Origin of the sequence: Brevundimonas sp. LM2, from assembly GCF_002002865.1 — a bacterium.
Lineage (GTDB): Bacteria > Pseudomonadota > Alphaproteobacteria > Caulobacterales > Caulobacteraceae > Brevundimonas.
The window spans coordinates 1,142,904-1,162,191 of the sequence record NZ_CP019508.1; the positions used below are offsets into that span (position 1 = coordinate 1,142,904).

At 65.6% G+C, this 19,288-nt stretch carries 14 protein-coding genes; 2 read left to right on the plus strand and 12 right to left on the minus strand.

The genetic code is table 11. From position 1 onward, the window contains the following. Positions 1–18 precede the first annotated feature (18 nt). From BZG35_RS05610 to BZG35_RS17870, 10 genes are all read right to left on the minus strand, one after another. The gene (locus BZG35_RS05610; RefSeq protein ID WP_077354758.1) at positions 19–786 is read right to left on the minus strand and encodes a metallophosphoesterase family protein; all 768 of its coding nucleotides are present in this window, start codon (positions 784–786) and stop codon (positions 19–21) included. A 181-nt stretch (positions 787–967) separates the two neighbouring features. Further along, positions 968–1,633: a hypothetical protein gene (locus tag BZG35_RS05615; RefSeq protein ID WP_150125948.1), complete on the minus strand. Its 666-nt coding sequence runs from the start codon at positions 1,631–1,633 to the stop codon at positions 968–970. Between the two features lie 107 nt (positions 1,634–1,740). Next, entirely contained in the window at positions 1,741–3,387 is a 1,647-nt protein-coding gene (locus tag BZG35_RS05620; RefSeq protein WP_077354760.1) for a GMC oxidoreductase, read from the minus strand. Next, on the minus strand, positions 3,384–4,481 hold the full coding sequence (locus BZG35_RS05625; RefSeq protein WP_077354761.1) for an acyltransferase: 1,098 nt from the start codon (positions 4,479–4,481) through the stop codon (positions 3,384–3,386). The genes BZG35_RS05620 and BZG35_RS05625 overlap by 4 nt, the downstream gene beginning before the upstream one ends. Next, positions 4,478–5,758: a hypothetical protein gene (locus BZG35_RS05630; RefSeq protein WP_077354762.1), complete on the minus strand. Its 1,281-nt coding sequence runs from the start codon at positions 5,756–5,758 to the stop codon at positions 4,478–4,480. The genes BZG35_RS05625 and BZG35_RS05630 overlap by 4 nt, the downstream gene beginning before the upstream one ends. A 100-nt stretch (positions 5,759–5,858) precedes the next feature. Then, positions 5,859–8,051, minus strand: a complete 2,193-nt coding sequence (locus tag BZG35_RS05635; RefSeq protein ID WP_077354763.1) for a polysaccharide biosynthesis tyrosine autokinase — start codon at positions 8,049–8,051, stop codon at positions 5,859–5,861. 55 nt (positions 8,052–8,106) lie between these two features. After that, positions 8,107–9,417 (minus strand): outer membrane beta-barrel protein, encoded by a 1,311-nt coding sequence (locus BZG35_RS05640; protein WP_077354764.1) that lies wholly within the window; start codon positions 9,415–9,417, stop codon positions 8,107–8,109. 66 nt (positions 9,418–9,483) lie between these two features. Beyond that, entirely contained in the window at positions 9,484–9,927 is a 444-nt protein-coding gene (locus tag BZG35_RS05645) for a hypothetical protein (protein ID WP_150125949.1), read from the minus strand. A 99-nt stretch (positions 9,928–10,026) separates the two neighbouring features. Beyond that, entirely contained in the window at positions 10,027–10,596 is a 570-nt protein-coding gene (locus tag BZG35_RS05650; protein ID WP_077354766.1) for a polysaccharide biosynthesis/export family protein, read from the minus strand. A gap of 153 nt (positions 10,597–10,749) precedes the next feature. Beyond that, positions 10,750–11,226, minus strand: coding sequence for a transglutaminase-like cysteine peptidase (locus tag BZG35_RS17870; RefSeq protein ID WP_171981890.1), 477 nt, complete (start codon positions 11,224–11,226; stop codon positions 10,750–10,752). Positions 11,227–11,982: 756 nt separating this feature from the next. Here BZG35_RS17870 and BZG35_RS05660 point away from each other — a divergent pair. Beyond that, positions 11,983–13,296 (plus strand): Gfo/Idh/MocA family protein, encoded by a 1,314-nt coding sequence (locus tag BZG35_RS05660; RefSeq protein ID WP_077354768.1) that lies wholly within the window; start codon positions 11,983–11,985, stop codon positions 13,294–13,296. A 3-nt stretch (positions 13,297–13,299) separates the two neighbouring features. On the opposite strand, the gene BZG35_RS05665 is transcribed toward BZG35_RS05660, so the two are convergent. Together BZG35_RS05665 and BZG35_RS05670 are read right to left on the minus strand one after the other, a co-directional pair. After that, a complete protein-coding gene (locus BZG35_RS05665) occupies positions 13,300–15,006 on the minus strand; it encodes a heparinase II/III family protein (protein WP_077354769.1) in 1,707 nt (568 codons plus the stop codon). Between the two features lie 8 nt (positions 15,007–15,014). Beyond that, positions 15,015–15,866, minus strand: a complete 852-nt coding sequence (locus BZG35_RS05670; RefSeq protein WP_171981891.1) for an aldo/keto reductase — start codon at positions 15,864–15,866, stop codon at positions 15,015–15,017. A gap of 399 nt (positions 15,867–16,265) precedes the next feature. Between BZG35_RS05670 and BZG35_RS05675 the strand changes: the two genes are divergently transcribed. Further along, complete coding sequence (locus BZG35_RS05675; protein ID WP_077354771.1) at positions 16,266–19,241, plus strand: family 16 glycosylhydrolase; 2,976 nt, start codon at positions 16,266–16,268, stop codon at positions 19,239–19,241. Positions 19,242–19,288: the final 47 nt, after the last annotated feature.

Sequence of the window (19,288 nt, forward strand, 5' to 3'; positions counted from 1 at the left end):
TGTACGTAGCAATTAACCTCAATTCGACGCCGGTTTGCGCGCCCGGATCAGGGTTTCCTGGCCGTCCAGCAGACGGACCGCCGTCAGCACGCCCGAAGCATAGGCTGCGCTGTCCACGCAAATGCGGTTCTTCTGAATTTCGGATTTCATCGCGGGGGTGTGGCCGTGGACGATGCGCTTTTCGAACGGTTTCGAATGGTTGAGGAAGTCGCGTCGAATCCACAACAGATCGTGCTCGGTCTGGTCGGCGATCTTGACGCCAGGGCGGATGCCCGCATGGACGAATAGATAGTCGCCGACGCTCGCGCTCAGCTCCAGCGTTTCGAGGAACGTTCGATGGGCGGCCGGGAGAGCCTGCATGAAGGCCGCGTGGGCCTCGGTCCAGGCCTCGTCGTCGGCCCGCATCCCCGGGGGTTTGACGCCATAGCTCGTCAGGGTCTCCGCCCCTCCGTGGAGGGTCCACGACCGGCCGAAGCTCGCATCTTCCAGGAAGCGCAGGAAGGCTTCTTCGTGGTTGCCCTTGAGGGCGTGCACCTCGTGGGTGCCCTCCCGTTGCAACGCGATGACGCGATCGATCACCTCCCGGGACTGGCGCCCCCGGTCGACATAGTCGCCCAGAAAAATCAGGATGGCCTTGTCGCCAACGGCATCTAGGCCATGCGCGCTGTCCTGATCGATCTCCTTCAGCATCGCCTCCAGGAGGTCGTCGCGCCCGTGAACATCTCCGATCGCATAGACCAGACGTCCGCCCGTCGATTTCCTGGCATTCTTCTTCCGCCCGAACATCGATTCAGACCGTCCTTGCCGGTCGTCGCGATGGGGCAGGGCGATGGGTGATGATCGGCAGTTCCATGACGGGGGATGTTCGCAGTCGAGATGAAGCCTCGGCCTTATCTCATACAGGGAAGTGGTTACCGAGTCGGAGCTTGTCGAGAGCCTGAGCGCAGGTGCGCCGGCTCGACGCGCGTTACGGGATCGGCGTGCGTTCGGGCGACTGGTCGTGTCCGACCCTCGACTTTCGTCGCAGCGTCAGCGCCAGGCGCGCGGACGGGTTGGAGACCACGGCCGTCACGTTTCGGGCGAAGGGGGGGAAGACCGAACCATACCAGAACGCCTCATCCAGCGTCTTGACGCGAAGGCCGGGGGAGGCGTCGGCCCACCGATCATTGACGACGCTGATGCGCCAAAGGGCATGGGTGCGGTCGAACGGCTTCACCCGATAGCTGCGCTCCAGCATCTGCAGGGCGTCACCCTCGCCCGTCAGGATGCGGGCGCGCGTCCACCAGATCCAGACCTCGGCGAGGGCGGGATCCTGCCGCGCGATGTCCGACAGTTGCGTGACGGACTGGTTCAGCACGGCCCTGCGTATCCCCGGATCGGTCTCTCGCTGACCGCGCACGACCAGAGCGGCCGCTCGGGCGATGTCGACGCGGCTGCCGCACGCCATCACGCAGTCGCGGCCGAACGCCTCGATCCGGGCGACGGCCGCGGCATCGACGCTATCCAGCCGGATTCGCTCGCGCAGAAAGCTTTCGGCCTTGTAGGCGATCCACTGGTCTCGCGAGACCAGACCTCCGATGATCGTGACCCCGATCAGCAAGGCGACGAGACCCGCCTTTACCACCCCACCCAAGCGCGGTTCGGACGGGGAGGCGCGCCTGAAACCCGCTGTCAGTCTCCGCATATCCAGACCATGACCTGCTTCGCCTGCCACTCTATGCGCTCGCCGGAAGGGACAATTCAGGGGACCCGAGACTTCAGATGGTCCGCGAGACGGAGCGCCAAGGCGACGATCGTCAGAGTCGGATTGGCCTGGCTGGACGTCGGCAGCACGGCCCCGCTGGCGATGAAGAGGTTGTCCACGCCGTGCACACGGCAGTCCGGGTCGACGACGCCTTGGCGGGGATCGCGGCTCATGCGGGCGGCGCCCAGATGGTGGCCGCCATAGGCCCCTTCCTTGCGGGCCTGGGCCACGACCTCGTCGGGGTCGTAGTCGAGACGGCCCGCGCCTGACTGTTCCAGGCGCTCGGCAAGGGCCGCGTACGAAGCTTTCAGGCTTTCCATGTCCAGCGCCGTCGTCCGCCAGTCGACCGACATCCGCGGCATGCCGTAGGCATCTCGTTCTCGAGACAGCGTGATGCGGCTTTCCGGATTCGGCTCCTGTTCGGCGTGGAATTCCAGGGCGAAGGCGTTCGTCCGCGATCCCAGCACGACCGACGGCAGTTTGCGGTCGGCCAGGATGCGCTTGCGGACCCAGCCCTCTCCGAAACCCGCCAAGGCGAACGGGTTACGCAGGACGTTCAGCAGGTGTCGGCCGTACAGGCCCAGGCCCGCCTTGTTCTCGCGGAATTTCCGGCTGTACTCATACAGGACCAGGTCCTTGACGAGGTACATGGCAGACAGGATCGCGTTGCCATGGCCGGGATCCGCGGGATCCGGCAGATGGGTGCGGAACACCGTATTCAGGCTGTGCATCCGCGTCTGCGCTTCCTCGGTGATCGCGATGCGACGCCGGACATAGATGCCGTCGGCGTCCTTCTGATAATCCCATCGGATCGCCTTGGCGGGCGCGTGGAAGGTCACCGTGCCGCTGGTCGCCGCCAGATGGCTCATGTAGTGGCGACCCAATTGATCGTGGTCGTTGCCGACGCCCGCGGGCCGGATGTCGTTCGAGGCCAGCAGAAGGCGCACCGACTCCAGGCCACCCATCGCGACGACCACCTGGCGACCGCGAACCTGGGTTCTCGCGCCGTCCGGGAGGGCGACCTCCACATGGTCGACCGTCGCGCCGTCCTGGGCCAACCGGATGGCCGTCGCCGGTGCGTTCAGGACCACGTCGACATTGCTGGCCCGCGTGATGTCCTGTCCGAACCGACGCCAGAAGTCGGTGGGTTTGCTGAAACGCTCCAGCCGCGTGCGAACCGTTTCGCCGTCGAGCCCCGGCGCGAACTCGGCCTGATCGTCCGGAAGGGTGGTGGCCGGGTCGTAGTCGAACGCTCCAGCCTCGATCGCGATCTGCGCCTGTCTGTACCAGGGGTCGAGCACCTCCCGCCCGAACGGCCAGCCCGGCCCGGCGACCCAGGGGCGCGACGCGAAGTCGATCGGGTCGTACGGAATGCATCGGCCGCCCCAGATGCGGCTCGCGCCGCCGATGGCGCGAACGCGGTAGGTATGAAGGAAGGGGTGGACCGAGCCGTCGGCCACGGTGCCCTCGAAGACTTCCGTTCCGGTCTTGTCCGGCTTTCGCCCGCCGGCTTCGAGGACCAGAACGCGAAGCGGCGAGCCGATCAGGGCGGCGGCGATCGACAGGCCGGCGGCCCCGCCACCGATGATGACGACGTCATAGATCCGGTCCGAGCCGGTGAGGTCGGCGATCGAACCGATCATGGGTTTGCTCCTGCGGCGGGGGCCGGGTCGGGCCGTTTGAATCGAACCCGCTGATGGAGCCACCTGAGCAGCGGCTTCTCGACCCACAGATGGATCAGCACGCCGATCAGGCCGACCATGACCAGGACGCCGACGTTGGCGACGATCTGGGCCGCGAGCGGCATGTTGCCCACTCGTTCGATCACCTTCTCCGCCGCCTTCACCACGAAGGGATGGCTGAGGTAGATCGCATAGCTGGCGTCACCGATCACGAGCAGCCATGGCCAGTCGGCGCGGACGCCCCAGCGCTCCAGCCAGCAGGCGCAGGCGACGATGATGACGGCCGGCACGCCCCACTGGAGCACATAGGGCGCGGAGGGCCACAGCGCATCGCTGGCGATCATCATGGCCAGCGACGCCCCCAGAAGCGCGGCCACCGGCCAGCGCAGCCGCGGCCTCGCCCAGTCGATGGGCGGACGGCCGGTGATCCAGGCGCATATGCCCATGCCCGCGACGAACTCGAGCAGGCGGGGATCGGTGATCACGAAGGCGATGGCCTGGGTGGGCCGGGTGATCAGGCCGATGACGACCAGAAGCACCAGGACCGACGCCACGACCGCGAGCCTGGCCCTGACCTTCAGAATGAGGACCACGGTGATCAAGAGGTAGAAGAACATCTCATAGCTGAGCGTCCAGCCCATGTAGACCAGCGGCTGGATCTCGCCGTCAGGGGCCCGATAGGGGATGAACAGCAGCGATTGCCAAAGCATGTCCAAAGTCGGGACGCCGTTGCTGAGCAGGATGGGGACCTTTTGCGCGGCGAAGAAAAGAAGGAGGGTCAGCAGCCAGTACAGGGGCACGATGCGGATGAGACGCCGCGTAGCGAACGTGACCGGGTCGGCTTCGCTGGCTGAGCGGATGATCCAGGCCATGATGAAACCGCTGACGACGAAGAAGATGTCCACCCCGCCCTGGCCGAACTCGAACGATCCGGACAGGTTCAGCGGCGTCATCAGCCGCATGTGGTAGATCACGACCAGGAGCACGGCGACGGCGCGCAGCCCCTGGATGTTGAGCAGTTTCGTGCTGGCGGGGGTCAGGCGGGCCGAGGTCATGCGAGGGGTACCGAAAGGGCCGCCGGCGCGGGGGCTCTGAACGTGCGGGCAAGCACCAGGAGACCGGCCACAGAGGCCACCGAGAGCGCCGCGGCGAAGGCATAGAGTCCCGAGACGACCGAGCCGGATCCCAACAGGATCCAGGTCCCGGAAGCGATGCTCGCCACCACGGCGACGCCGGCGAACAGGCTGATGTCTCGGTTGCGTCCGATATGCCCGACGATCAGGGACCCGGCCTGGAAACCGACCGTGGCCAGTATGGCGATGGCCAGGGGAGGGCCGACGCCGTCGGGCACCGGATGGGTCGGTCCCAGGATCAACTGTAACACCCAATCGCCTTTCAGCGCGACGACGGCCGCGGCCGGGATCGCGGCCAGTGCCCCGAGGCCCAGCACGACCGCCACCAACGACCGCGCGCGTCCGATCTTGCCTTCGAGAACGGCGCGGGACGCCTGGGGCAAGACGATCTCCGACAGGTTGCGCACGCCCGTCAGCATGACGCGCAGGAGTTTCATGCCCGCGTCGAGCACGACCAGCGACGGACCCACGCCATAGCGGACGGTGAAAACCGCATAGACGGCGTTAAGGCTGAACCATTCGGCGGCCGTGGCCTGGAAGGAGACGCCGACCTGTCTGGCGTGCGTCAAGGCGGCCGCGCGGCTGGTCAGGCTCCAGCTGGAGAACATGCGGCTGTGCGAACGAACCAGGCGCTCGGCGATGACCTGAAACAGCAGGGTCTCCGCCGCCAGCACGATGGCGAAGGTCAGAAAGTCCTTCTGAACGTACAGGAACAGCAGAGCCGCGACATTGGTGAGGCGGCGCACGAAGGAGAGGATCTCGAAGGTTATCGCCCGCTCCGTCGCCAGCATGGCCGACTGGATCTCGAAGAACCAGAGGTTCGAGAACGTGCAGAAATAGCCGAACGCGGCCAGAGCCACCCAGGCGCGGGGATCCAGGCCCGGCGCCACGAGCAGGGGAGCGCAAAGGCTGGCGGCCAGCAACAGCGCCTGGCTGATGCGGTAGGCGGCCGCGGCCTCCGGCGCGCCGGCGTCCTGAAACCCGCCGACGTGTCCCTGGCGGAGCAGGATGAAGTTGGCGCGCGCGACGGCCTGGTTCAACGGCAGCAGGTACAGGCTGATCGCCATCACGGCGATGGCCTGCGCGAGGCCCGTCGTTTCAAGGCTGCGCGCCAGCACCAGGGTCTGGGCGAGCGTGAACGCCAGACTGAGCACAGCATTGGCGGCGTGCATCAGGGCGAAGGTTCGACCGCCCTTCATGACCCGCCGCCACGCCCCGCGCCCCGGCCCGCGGTTTGCCGACGCCGCAGGGTCGCCAAGCGCGCGATGCGGTCGAGGTCGCTGCGGGACGGCAAGCCGGTCAATCCACGTAATAGGACTTGTAGGCCTTGTAGTAGAAACTCGGGTCGCTGCGGCTGAAGCTGCTGCGGGCGTTCAGATCGGCCCGCGTCAGCAGCACGCCGCCGATGATCCCCCCGCTTTGCTCGATCCGGCCAATGGCGGCGCGCGCGGCGTCGCGCGGCGTCTTGCCCCAACGAACCGCCAGGACGACCGCGTCGGCGATCCCCGCCAGGGCCTGCGCGTCGGCGACGGCCAGGGTCGGCGGACAGTCGATGACGATCATGTCGTAACGCGCCCGGACGCTTTCGATCAGCTTGCCCATCACCTCGGTGTTGAACAGGTCTCGTGGCGTGAACACCACCTTCGTGAGGGGCAGCAGGTCCAACCGCTCGACGGAGTCGCGAACGATGGCCTCGTCCAGAGTGGCTTCGCCCGTCAGCACCTCGACCAGCCCGACTTTCGGATTGGCCGACGCGGTCAGGTCCCGAAGCGCATTCTGGCGGAGGTCGCAATCGATCAGCAGGACACTGTCGCCGCTGAGCGCCAGGACCCGCGCGAGCGATACGGCGGTCACCGTCTTGCCCTCGTTGGGAAGGGCCGATGTGACCGTCACGACCTGGACCCGACGCCCCACATCCAGCAGGGCCAGTGATCCACGCACGGTTCTCAGGGCTTCAGCGAACCCGGACAAGGGTTTCTCGACGACATATTCCCATGGCTGGGATTTGCGCCCGCGGAACACCAGTTGCTTGGCTGCGATCTCGGGCAGGGAGCCGAGGTAGGGAACGCCGAGGGCGCTTTCCACATCGTCGATGGTCCGAAGGCCGGCATCGAAAGCCTCGGCAATGAAGACGGCACCGATCCCGAGGACGGCACCGACCACCAGACCCATCGCCGCGAACAGGACCTTGTTCGGGAAGCTGGGGCTGGCCGGAGGCGTGGCGGCACTGATGAGCTTGCTGTCGGTCTCCGAGAGCTGGCGCTGCTGGTTCGCCTGCTGGGCGGTCGTCGACAACTGCTGATAGATGTTGCGCTTGGCCTCCGCCTCCCGTGCCAGGCGATCGGCCTCGACGGTCAGACGGCTGTTGGACGATTGCTGCCCGCGCAGGCTGTTCAGCTGGGCGCGCAGGGCGGCGGCCCGGGCCTGGGCCGCGCGCGCGTCGCTGTCGAGCGCGCTGACGATCCGCTGCGCCTCGGCCTGGATCTGCTGGTCGAGGCCGGACAGCTGCTGCTGGACGCGAATGGTGTCGGGGTGCAGAGGGCCGTACCTCGCGGTGATCTCGTCACGGTCGCGGAGGACCTCCGAGCGCTGACGACGAAGGTCGGCAATGACGGACGAGGTCAGCACGCCGCTGACGGACTCGACGCCGGAGCGCGAGACCTGCGCGCGGGCGGCGTTGGCGGTGGCCGAAGCGGCCGCCGCATCCGACTCGGCGGTCGCCAGAGCCGAGGTCAGGGGGATGATCTGCTGGTCGACCGCGTTCACGGCGGGAGCCCCATCGGAGCCGGAGACCAGGCCCGTCGCGCTGCGATACTGGGCGAGGGCGGCGTCCGCCTGCTGCACTTCGCGACCCAGTTCGTTGAGGCGGCTGTTCAGCCCGGCGGACTGGGCGGACACGCTCTGAAGACGCAGGGATGCGGAGGCGTCGAGATAGGATTGCACGAATTCGTTGGCAATCGTCGCGGCCTTGCGGGGATTTTCCGACGTGAAGGCAACGTTGACCATGAAGGTCTGTCCCGCCCGTTCGACCGTCAGTTTTTTCAGGACCGCGTCGATGGTCTCGTCGATGGCGCTCTTTTCGGCCTGCCCGCCGACGATCCCGGCCACGCCGCCTTCAGCCTCGTAGAACTCCGCATCCCGATCGAGGCGCAACTCGCGCACGACCTGTTCGGCGACGAGCCGCGAGGTGATCAGGGAGACCTCCGTTTCGATGATCGCCTCGGCAGGGAGGTTGTTCTGCGTCGGATCGTTGTTTTCGATCACGCTGCGCTGGGTCGGGTCGATCCTGAGTGACGCGCTGGCCGTGAAGGTCGGCGTGATCATCAACGCGGCCACGATCGCCGCGATCGTGACCAGCACGACCACAACCGCCAGCAAGAGGATGCGCCGGCGCATGATGGCGAGAAGCGCCCGGAAATCCAGGGGCTCCGCCTCGCGCCGCACAGCCAGATTTTGATCTTGCACGCCCTTCGTGGCGTCAATGCTTGTCATGCGGTCAACTCGGGGCCTGGAGGAGGGGCGGTGCGCCTGTCATAGGCGACGTTTGTTAACGTTGCAGCACAAAGGAGACGCGGAATCCCAAAGCGTCGTAATCTCGGCCGGCGAAAGCGCCATCGGAGACGCGTTTCGAATACACGACGTCGGCGCTTAAGCCCGCGCTGTTGCTGAGCAGATAGGTTCCGCCGACAGCCGCTTCCGTGATGTCGTCCGAGCGGTCCGCACCCTTGTACCGGTCTTCCTCATAGCTGAGGCCGGCACGCACGAGGACGAACCGCCGAAGCTCGTGATCGACGCGCAGCTCCGCGCGTCTGGCGAAGTAGCCGCCCGACCCGATGATGGTGCTGTCCTCAACGCTGCGGGCGGCGCTGACCGTGATGGTGGTCAGCGGGGTGGGCAGGTATTCGATCTTGCCACGGAAATTGAGCCCGTCGATGTCGGGATAGGCGTCCGCATCATAGTCCCGCTGGCTGTAGCCGATGCCCACCGCGCCTCTGACCAGTCCGGTGAAGTCGAAACTGGCCCCGCCCATCACGCTCGACTCCTCGGAGTCGCGCGAGACGGCCAGCCCGCCCTCGACGTCGTAATCGCTGTCGCTGTAGCCGACGAGCCCGAAGACGCTGAAGTCGGGTGTGATCCCATATTCGGCCGTGGCGCGAAGGTTCGAGATCGTGCGGTCGCGGTCGGCTTGGGACACGACGGCCCCGGTGGGCGTGCGACCGTTCTTGTAATCGACTTCGCGATAGTCGCCCCCGATCCCGGCCTTCATCCGCCCGAACTGGTAGACCCCCCGGGCGTACAAGCCCGAGGAGTCGAACTCGATCGGCTCCACGGCATTGGTCGGCGAACCCGAAGCGGTCCGGGGTTCGAAGGCGCGCTGCGTCGACAGACCGCCACGGACATAGCTGTCGCCCACGACTTCAAGCTGTCCGTTCAGGCGTGCGTAATAGCCGGTCTGATTTTCGGACGAGAAGTCAAAATAGTGGCGGTGGTTCACGCCCGCCCCACCATCGACCGAGTGCCGGGACCAGGTTGAGTTGAACGTGATCGACGGGTCGATCGTGGCGAAGACATCCGACTGTTTCTGGGCGTCGGTGGCAAAGACGTTGTCGTCGTAGTTCAGCGCGGTTTCGACGCGCGGAAAGAACTCGAACGCACCGCGGCGGAAACCGATGGCCGCATACTCGGGCCGGTCGCGCTCGAGCACCGTGACGTTTCGGTTGCGATTGTAGTCTTCAAACGCCCCGAATTCCGCGAAGGATGTGAGGCGCAGCGCGTAATCCTGCGCTACCGCAGCGCCACCGCCGAAAACCGAAATGGCCAGGGCCAGTCCGACCGATCGCGATGTGTTTGCCGTCATTTAGTCGCCCCCATCGTCAATGTAAGTCTTTTGAAACGGGCGGCGTCACAGCCGCCCGCCCGCCCATCAGAGCGGTGTGTAGTCTGATCCGGTGCCGCCGCCGGTGAACGCAGGGCCGCTGCCGAAGGCGCTCGGTCCCGAACCGCCCCTCAGCACCGATCCGACCCCGACCTGGCAGCCCGCTTCGCTGACCGTGGTCGACAGCGCCAGGATGGCCTGAAGCGCCGCGGGCGTCAGGCCGGTGCGCCCCTTGAGGATCAGGAGAGCGGCTTCCGCCTCGGGGCAGGTGGCGCCCGAGCTTTCGATGGCGCCCGCCAACTGAGCTTCATAGGTGGCGCTATCCGTCGTCGCCGGAAGGCTGTCGATGACCCTGGCCAGGATGGTCGACAGGTCTTGCTGGACGACGCCGTACTGCGCGGCCGGTCGGCTCGTGACGGAAGTCAGGCCTGCCGTCGCAAACGAACCCAGCGCCAACGCCAGCACAACACTTTTAAGTTTTGATTTTGCCATAGCGCTCTGTCCGTGTCCCATTTCAGCTCACTGTCGATGATGCAAGCAAACTTCAGGCCGCCTGGCCGAAAGCACGCATAGCGTGAGTGAAGCTCTTAATCAAAAGTAACGTTCCCCGAACCTCAGCGTGTCACCCGGTTGGACCAAAAGGTCCGAGGTGAGGGGGACTTCCCGCTCGACCTGGGAACCCGCGGATTTGATGAACACCCGACCCTGATTGGCCCGATAGGTGAACCCCTTCGCCGTGGCTACGGCGTTGATGACCGTCAGTCGGGCCGAGAAGGGATATTCGCCCGGCTGGTTCACTTCGCCCAGGATGTAGAACGGACGATAGGTCAGCACGTCGATGCTGACCTGGGGATCGCGCAGATATCCGCTGGCCAGTTTCAACTGGATGGCTTGACCCACTTCCATCGTGGTCAGGCCGGACGCGGCCACCGACCCGATCAGGGGAAGCGAAAGATCGCCGGCCGGGCCGACGACGAACTCGCCCGTCAGGGTCGGCTCGCCGAAGACCGTGATACGCACCTTGTCCGCCGATCCAAGACGGTAATCTCCATCCGCGGCCTGCTGCACTGCCGCATCTGCCGGCATCGCGGGACCGGGAGCGACCGTCGAACAAGCGGCCACCAGAAGCGCCAGAACGCCAAGGAGAAGTTTTAGAAACATATCGCGTCAGTCCGATAACACCGCAGAGAGGGGTTACCGATAACACAGTCCGTTATTGCGTTGCCAGATGACATTATCATCCCGCACCGCGACCAGCGATGTTGTGACTATGAAGTCAGGCTCTCCCGAAGATTGAAAGTGCCCGTCCGATTATCAGACCGGTTGATCGGCGGCGAATGCGATCGGGCCCTGGGCCGTTTCGGACGTCGTCGGCACGTTGGGAGCCGTCACTGAGAGGCTGGCGGCCGTGAATTCGGCGTTGAGAACCTGTTTCCAGCCCTCGCCCGGCTCATTCACCTTGACCCAGGTGTAGGGTGCGTCTTGCCAGGGAAGGACGTGGACGGACCTGTTGTCCAGCACGTAGTCCCTGTCGTTCACGCGCACCACCAGCACGGCGTGGAGACCGATGTCGCGCCGGTAGACCACGGCATAGCGTAGTTGGGACGCGGAGACTCCGGCCTCGATCAGTCTTTCGCGTTTCTCCACGGCGAAATTCTTGCAGTCGCCGACCAGGCCCCATCGCGTCATGGATGGACGGACCCACCCCTCGATCCCGCCCATGGCGGAAACGCGCTCCACGCCCCGCACCGCGTTGTTCACGGCACGATTGATGGCGACGACGCGGGACATCGAAAGAGGCGTATCCCGTTTTGGCGCAACGATCAGCGGCGCGGGCGACGACAGGAAGGAGGGCCGGACCCTGGCGGCGTCGACGCGCGACATCCAGAACGGACGGTCGTCCCCCCATGAGAGACGCGAGGGAGCCGATGGTGCGGCGCGATGAACAGCCCCGACGGTCAGGGCCTGGGGGCCGCAGACGGGTGTCGTGCCGCAAGCTTGCGTGAAGCCGAAGGGCGGTGCGATCGACGGCCCGGAGGCCCGCAGGACGGGCGAGGACGTCAGAGATCGGGACGTCGACATGTCGCTCTGACCTACAGTCGAGCAACCCGAAATCATAAGCGCAATAGCACCCAGGCCCAGTATAGCCGTTCTCATAGCGCACCTCCACACTGACAACTACGGTGGCGGAGGGGGATTTAATCCTGATGTATAATCAAGGTGAACGGGAAATTCAGCATATGTCAGATTTTGACGGAGCTTCGTGATCCATTCCATTCGACATGGAACAAAATTGCCGCATCCGTCCATCCAGACGCTCGGCGATCCGCTCTCATCCCTCTGCAAGTGTGTCTTCATTCCTTCTCAACGATCATCGCCGCTTCACCGGGGTCGCGCCTCGGGGCGGCTTACTTGCCGGATTGGCTATTTGCGCAAGGCTCGACGTCGCGTAGACAGTGACCGCGTGGGGTGGCCAGAAGCGAACCGGGATCGTCCTCGCTCGGACACCGTGCGCTCATCGATTTTGATCAAGAGGGATGCGCGACCGTGAAGATCGCCTATGTCGGCTGCGGCTTTGTGTTCGACATCTACATGCGGACCCGCTGGGCCCATCCCGAGATGGAGGTCGCCGGCGTCTTCGACATCGACGCCGCGCGCGCTCAGGTCGTGGGAAGCCACTACGGCTACCATGTCTATCCGACCTATGATGCCTTGCTGGAAGACGCCTCGGTCGATGTGGTCGTCAATCTGACCAACATCGGCGCGCACTACGCGGTGACGAAGCGCGCGCTCGAGGCCGGCAAGCACGTCTATTCCGAAAAGCCATTGACGACTGACGTCGCCCAATCGCGCGAACTGTTCGCCCTGGCCGAGGCCAGAGGACTCGTCTTCACCGGTGCACCCTGCAACGTCTTCTCGGACTCGGTCAGCACCATGTGGAAGGCGGTTCTGGACGGTGCCATCGGCAAGCCGCTGCTGGTGCATGCCGAGCTCGATGACAACCCGGTCCACCTGATGAACGCCGGTGCCGTGACCAGTCCGACCGGTGCGCCCTGGCCCCTGGTAGAGGAACTGCAAGAGGGCTGTACGTTCGAGCACGTCGGCTACCACCTGGTGTGGATTTGCGCGATGTTCGGGCCGGCGACCTCGGTGACCGCCTTCTCCAAACTGTTGGTCCAGAACCGGACGGACCTGCCGTTGGATCCGGCCGACACGCCGGACTATTCGGTCGCCTGTCTGAATTTCGCTAACGGCGCGGCCGCTCGCGTCACCTGCAGCTTCGTCGCCCCGCGCGACCACCGCATGCGGATCATCGGCGAAGAAGGCGAACTCACCGGTGACAGCTATCGTCACTATCAGTCGCCCGTGTTTCTGGAACGGTTCTCAACCGTCAGCCTGAACGCGCGGAAGGCCTACGCCATCCGCGAACAGCCGCTGCTCGGCCGTCGTTTCGGCGTCGGCGGACGGCAACTGCCCCTGCTGCGGCAGTGGAAGAGCCACGCCGTCGAGGCGCAGAAGAACGCCCGCCTCTCGGCGAAACAAAAGTTGGCCGGCTACATCCGCCGCAAGCAGATCTATTCCCAGGACAAGCTGCTGGGCATCGCCGAGATGGCGCGGGCCATCCAGGCCGGCCGTCCCCAGCCGCTGAGCCCCGATTTCCTGATGCACGTCAACGAGCTGACGCTGCTGATCCAGCGCGCCGGACCCGAGGGGATCGCGACCAAGCCGACGACCACCTTCGTTCCCATCAAGCCCCTGCCGGAGGTCGCCGAGGCCCGCCGCAACTATCGCGACAGCTACCGGCCTCGGCTGCTGGAGCGGTTGCTGGGCGGTGCCGTGGATTCCCTCCACCGCAAATAGGGATCAGACCCAGGTCAGCATCGTCGTCGCCCGGTCGGCGACCGGCCGGACGACGATCTCGTGGGCGGGCTCGGACAGATTGTACCGGCAGGACCACCGGCTGTCGGCGATCGACAGACGGGCGTCGCTGACTGAGAGCCGGACCGTCTGGCCATCGCGTTCCAGGGTGAGGCCGGTCGGCCCGACGTCGGCCGCGGTCCATTCCGACGGCACGAGGAAACGGGCGACGCGTTCGCCCGCGCCGCTCTCCCACCGGTCGGCGAGGGTCAGGGTCGATCCGGTCAGGGAGACGTCCCGTCGGACCACGACATCGCCGAACCGCAGCGAGCCGGCGGCGCGCTGGACGCCTTCCGTCTCGTCCGCGGCGTCGAGCACGGCGGCGACGCGCCGACCGACCTTGAAGGAGCCGAGGAACTCTACGGGCGTTCCCCCGGTGATGGACGGACCGTTGTGCTGGTCCCAGCTGCGATCCCGCTGGCGACCCGCATCGGCCGAATAACCGCTGGTGCCGGGGTCGACGAGGAGACGGGCTCCGTTCAGCGTCATTTCCAGGCTCAGGAAGTCGGGATGACCATGGCCGGGATTGGCGTCCGGGCCGATCGGACCCGCGTCGAACAGGGCGACGGCACCGTCCCGGGCCAGGCGGACATATCCGGCGTCACGCAGGGCGACGAAGCCGGGAACCCTATAGTCTCCCAGGATCTGCGACGCGCGCGGGGCCTCATCGAACCAGCCGTCGTTCATCAGCGACGGGCGATCGTCACCCAGGGTCATCGCCGCCAGGGCCGCCTCCGCCGCCTGCAGTCGACGCGCGATCAGGGCCGCCTGGTCGGGCGTCCAGATGTCCAGTTCCCGGAACACCCGCAGGCTCTGGATGGTCAGGCCCTGATACATGGGCGAGCGTTCGAGCTGGACGCCGTCCTCGCCGATCGTCTCGCCGACGACGTGATCGAAATTGGCCAGGATCGCCTTGCGCACTGCGGGTGGGGTCTCGCCCGACGCCAGGGCGTAGATCGCCAGGGCCGACAGATTGCGTTCCAGGTGGTTGAACCCGAGCTCGGTCTCGAGGTTTCGCAGCAGATAGGCGACGTTGAACCTGAGGAAATCCTCGGTGACCCGGGCGTCCTCGGTGCCGCGCAACTCCGTCGGCAAGCGGATCAGGGCCGTGCCGAGCGCCAGAATACGCTGGGAGACCGGATAGCTGTTCCAGGCGTCGCTGAAGACCGAGGACCGGTCGAACCGCGCGAACCGGCGGAAGCTCCGGGCAAGGACCGCAGACAGCGCCAGGCCGCGCTTCGGATCGGCGTCGATCGCCGGGCTCAGATAGCCCATGAAGGACAGGTTGGCGCGCCACAGCTGGTAGCGACCCCCGTCCATGTCGATGCGCCAGTCGACCTTGTCCGCGCCGCCGAAATCGTGCGTGCGGTTGAGGAAGGTGAATTTGCCGTCGAAACACTGGGGTACATTCTTGGCCTGTTTGGCCGCGAAATACATCGCGACCGTTTCGGCCGCGCGCGCTGCGGCCGCCGACGGGGATGCGGCGACGGGGGGCAGCCGCGACGCCTCGGTTTCAAGCGTGACCTCGAAGGCGGCCCCCCGCAGCGGGATCAGCCGGGCGCGCACGCGACGTCGCAGATGATGCAGCAGGGCGAGGGGCGGAACATAGGAGGCGGCGCGGACCGCGACGCCGAGGCTGCGGAAGGAGGGCATCAGCGGACCTAGGCCTGGAGGACGGCTGCGGCCGCCTGCTCGAGGTGGGCCGTCTTGCTGGTCCCGACGATGACCGAAGTCACATGATTTCGGCCCAGGGCGTTGGCGACGGCCGTCGGCGGAGCGATGCCCGGCTGGAAGCGGATCACCTCTCGCGCCAGGACGCCGATGCTCCGTCGGGCGATCTCTTCGCCGACAGGCGAGGTCTGGATCGCGTCGATCACGTCCAGCGGCAACTGCAGCAGGGTCAGGCCCGGCATCGTCAGGGCCGCCTCAAGGCAGGCGTGGTCGTCGCATGACACGCCGAAATGGCGCACCTTGCCGGCGGCCTTCAGGGCGGCCAGAGCCGCGCCGACCGCCGGATCGCCCGCGACCGACGCCGGCGGGCTGTGCAGCAGAAGGGCGTCCACATAGGTGAAGCCCAATCGGCCGAGCGAGGCGTCCAGTCGGGGGGCGAAGGTCGCAGGGTCGAAGTTGCGGGACATGTTGTCGCCGCGCTGACCGGCGACGGCCTCGCCGCCGCCCCGCGCCATGATGATCGGCTTCAGGATGGGCTTCAGCAGCCGCAGCAGCTTCATCTTGGTCGAGAAGGTTAAACCGAGCTTGGTGACCACGAAGCCCTGGTCCCGACGGCCCTTGAGAAGCTTGCCGATTTCTCGCTCGCTATCGCCCTGGCCGTAGACGTCAGCGGTGTCGAACACGTTGACACCGAGCTCAAGCGCGCGGCGCAGCGTGGCCCTGATGTCGGCCATCGGGGTCGGATTGCTGAACGACCCGATCCGGCTGCAGCCCAGGGCCAATGCTGAAAGCTGCGTCGTTCCGCCCGAAACGTCGTCCTGCGTGAGTGTCCGGTATTTCATCGCCCAATCCCCCTGTCGGCCGCCGACGGAACCCCGCATCCTAGGTCCGGCCTAGACTGTTCTCCTCGCAGCATGGCCGCATTTGCACAACCTTCCGAAGTGCAGAGCTAGGTACATTTTCAAGAGAATTACGCGCCGCCGAGCCACGCTGAGACAGCTAAGCGGAAACGCGTGTGGCGCCCAGACTACTTAATCGAACATAACTCTGTTTAGCCCTGGCCCGCCTATCATATAAATGATTTCCGCACTAACCGACGGTGACTGTCCCAGCGCTGAATCAGGTCAAGCGGCGTGATCTAGTGGAAATGTCGAGGATTTTGCTACCCCTGCTTGAATCAGAATCAGGCGGGCACTGCCATGAGTGTCTCAATACCTTCGTAAAACAGTATCGGGGTTTGAATGCCGTCTTATTGGAACTACTTCGGCGTCGTGATGTCGGAAGCGCCGCGCCCTACGTCCTACTTCAGGGCGCAGACCCCCGGTGCGACCCTGACCGGGTCGAATGGCGCGGATCAGCTGGCGGACATGGCCGGTGGCAATCGACTATCGGGCGGAGCGGACGGCGACAGCTACGTGGTGATCGATAGCCGGACGCGGGTCGTGGAGTCGGCCGGAGGCGGCGTCGACACGATCACGGCCTATTCGGACTTCGTCGCGCCGACGGGCGTGGAGGTGCTGAAGATCCTGGGCAACCAGAAGACCGGGGTGGCCAATGACTCGGGCATGTTGCTCACGGTCAACGGTCTGCGGTCGGTTCTGGTCGGTGGAGCCGGCAATGATGTGTTGGTCGATGAAGGCGGCGGCCAGACCCGGTTTTCGGTGGCGCGCAGCGGTGGCTATGATGTCATCCATAACTTCACCGCCACCGGCGCGAACCACGACTGGATCCAGCTCGTGGGATACGGCCTGACCCGTTTTGATCAGGTCAGCGCCCTGATGACCCAGGTCGGATCGGACGTCAAAATCACGCTGTCGGCCAATGACGCCGTCCTTATCCGCAACGTCCAGATGTCGAACCTGTCGGCTCAGGATTTCCTGCTGGAGCTATCAACGGACTGGCGCACGCCGGCCTATCAGGACAATTTCAACACCGTAAACCTGCGCACCGGCTCGGGCACCACGGGATGGTCCACGACGTTCACGTCCGGTTCCACGGATGTCTGGAACGGCTATTCCAGCCGGACGCTGACGTCGAACCACGAACTGCAGCTTTATGTCGACCCGTTGCTGACGGGGTCGGGCAAGACGCCTCTGGGGCTCAACCCCTTCTCCGCCGATGCCGGCATACTCCAGATCCACGCTCGGCCGACGACTGCGGCCGAACAGAATGTCCTGTGGGGATATGACTACGCGTCCGGTCTTCTGACGACGGCGGGGTCGTTCACCCAGACCTACGGCTATTTCGAGATTCGTGCCCAGCTGCCCGAACAGCAGGGTGTCTGGCCGGCCTTCTGGCTGCTGCCGGCCAACCGGAACGGGACGGCCGAGATCGACGTGTTCGAGCAGGTCGGCGACGACAGTGTCCATCAGACCGTGCATTCCTCGGCGGCAGGCAGTCCGGCCCGTACGGGCTTCTCGTCCCTGATGCCCCAGGCGTCCACGGGCTTCCATACCTATGGCGTGCTGTGGACCGCCCAGACGATCACCTGGTACATCGACGGGATCGCGACCGCCTCGGTACCGACGCCGGCCGACATGCACTCGCCAATGTATATGCTGGTCAATCTGGCCATCGGCGGAGACTGGCCCGGAAACCCGTCGCCGGGCTTCTCTGGCGCGGACCTGCTGGTGGACTACGTCCGGGCCTATTCGCTCGATGAGATGAACCGGCCGCTCCACGTCACCTCGGCGGTGTCGACCGCCCTGGCCGACGGCTATGTGCGCCTGACCCTGACCGGCAGCGCCGACGTGAACGGCACGGGCAACAGCCTGGACAACACCCTGATCGGCAACGCCGGCGCCAACACGCTGGATGGCGGAGCGGGCGCGGATGCGATGTCGGGCGGGGCCGGTGACGATCGCTATGTCGTGGACCATGTCGGGGACACGGCCGTCGAAGGGGTCAATGAGGGCTGGGACCGGGTCTTCAGTACGGTCAGCTACACGATCGGTGCCGACATCGAGGGACTGTCCTTGTCGGGCGCGGCCAGCATCAACGGCACGGGCAACGGGCTGGGCAATTCCATGGCCGGCAATGGCGGCGCGAATGTTCTGAATGGCGGTGCCGGCGCGGACACGATCAATGGCTACAGCGGCAACGACACCCTGATCGGGGGGCAGGGGGCCGATCAGTTCGCCTTCGCACGCTGGACCGGCGCGGACGTGATCAACGACTTCGGGCTGAACGGTGAAAAGGACGTGATCGACGTCTCCGCCTTCAAATCCGCCGGGATCGCCGTGAGTTTGACGCAGCAGGGCAGCGACGTCCTGGTTGCGATGGCCACCGGGGAGACCATCTTGGTCCGCGGCACCTCCCTCGCCAATTTCGAGGCCACAGCCGTCGGTTACACCTTCCGGCCGATCGTCTTGGACATCAGCGCGTCCGTCTCCACCATCCTGGGCGATGGCCACCTGCGGCTGACGCTCTCAGGAGCCGCGAACGTCAATGGCACGGGCAACAGCCTGGACAACACCCTGATCGGCAACGCCGGCGCCAACACACTGGATGGCGGAGCGGGTGCGGACACGATGTCGGGCGGGGCCGGTGACGATCGCTATGTTGTCGACAATGTCGGGGACGTGGTCGTCGAACGGGTCAACGAGGGTTGGGATCGGGTCACCAGTACGGTCAGCTACACGATCGGGGCCAACATCGAGGGCCTGTCCTTGGCGGGCGCGGCCAGCATCAACGCCACGGGCAACAGCCTGGGCAACTCCATGGCCGGCAGCACCGGAGCCAATGTCATGGATGGCGGGGCCGGCGCGGACACGATCAACGGCTACAGCGGCAACGACACCCTGATCGGGGGAGAGGGGGCCGATCAGTTCGTCTTCACACGCTGGACCGGCGCGGACACGATCAACGACTTCGGTCTGGACGGCGAGCGGGACGTCATCGACGTCTCTGCCTTCACGTCCGCCGGGATCGCCTCCAGTCTGAGGCAGCAGGGGTCGGATGCCTTGATCTCGCTGGCGACGGGCGAGACCATCCTGGTCAAGAACGTGCAGCTTGCGGATCTTCAGATCGATCCCGCCGGATATGCCTATGAGCCGACGGCCTTGCGAAACCTGTCAGCGTCGCAGGGCGTCTTCAGCCAGGTCTTGGCGGACGACGCGGCCGTCGACGCCGAACTGTCGGACAACTACCTGACCGATCTGCACCATTTCGTCGCGCCGGCTGCGTTCGCCGGCGTCGACCCCGGCTGGCTGTTCTGAGGCTGGCCGGACCCATTGACGGCTGAAGGACCCGGGAGGCGATCGCG

What these genes read in the sequence shown, in the direction of transcription:
- BZG35_RS05625 (WP_077354761.1), bottom strand. Translation starts at nt 4,481, where the DNA reads ATGACCTCGGCCCGCCTGACCCCCGCCAGCACGAAACTGCTCAACATC.
- BZG35_RS05630 (WP_077354762.1), bottom strand. Translation starts at nt 5,758, where the DNA reads ATGAAGGGCGGTCGAACCTTCGCCCTGATGCACGCCGCCAATGCTGTG.
- BZG35_RS05670 (WP_171981891.1), bottom strand. Translation starts at nt 15,866, where the DNA reads ATGAAATACCGGACACTCACGCAGGACGACGTTTCGGGCGGAACGACG.
- BZG35_RS05640 (WP_077354764.1), bottom strand. Translation starts at nt 9,417, where the DNA reads ATGACGGCAAACACATCGCGATCGGTCGGACTGGCCCTGGCCATTTCG.
- BZG35_RS05650 (WP_077354766.1), bottom strand. Translation starts at nt 10,596, where the DNA reads ATGTTTCTAAAACTTCTCCTTGGCGTTCTGGCGCTTCTGGTGGCCGCT.
- BZG35_RS05620 (WP_077354760.1), bottom strand. Translation starts at nt 3,387, where the DNA reads ATGATCGGTTCGATCGCCGACCTCACCGGCTCGGACCGGATCTATGAC.
- BZG35_RS05665 (WP_077354769.1), bottom strand. Translation starts at nt 15,006, where the DNA reads ATGCCCTCCTTCCGCAGCCTCGGCGTCGCGGTCCGCGCCGCCTCCTAT.
- BZG35_RS17870 (WP_171981890.1), bottom strand. Translation starts at nt 11,226, where the DNA reads ATGTCCCGCGTCGTCGCCATCAATCGTGCCGTGAACAACGCGGTGCGG.
- BZG35_RS05645 (WP_150125949.1), bottom strand. Translation starts at nt 9,927, where the DNA reads ATGGCAAAATCAAAACTTAAAAGTGTTGTGCTGGCGTTGGCGCTGGGT.
- BZG35_RS05610 (WP_077354758.1), bottom strand. Translation starts at nt 786, where the DNA reads ATGTTCGGGCGGAAGAAGAATGCCAGGAAATCGACGGGCGGACGTCTG.
- BZG35_RS05635 (WP_077354763.1), bottom strand. Translation starts at nt 8,051, where the DNA reads ATGACAAGCATTGACGCCACGAAGGGCGTGCAAGATCAAAATCTGGCT.
- BZG35_RS05675 (WP_077354771.1), top strand. Translation starts at nt 16,266, where the DNA reads ATGCCGTCTTATTGGAACTACTTCGGCGTCGTGATGTCGGAAGCGCCG.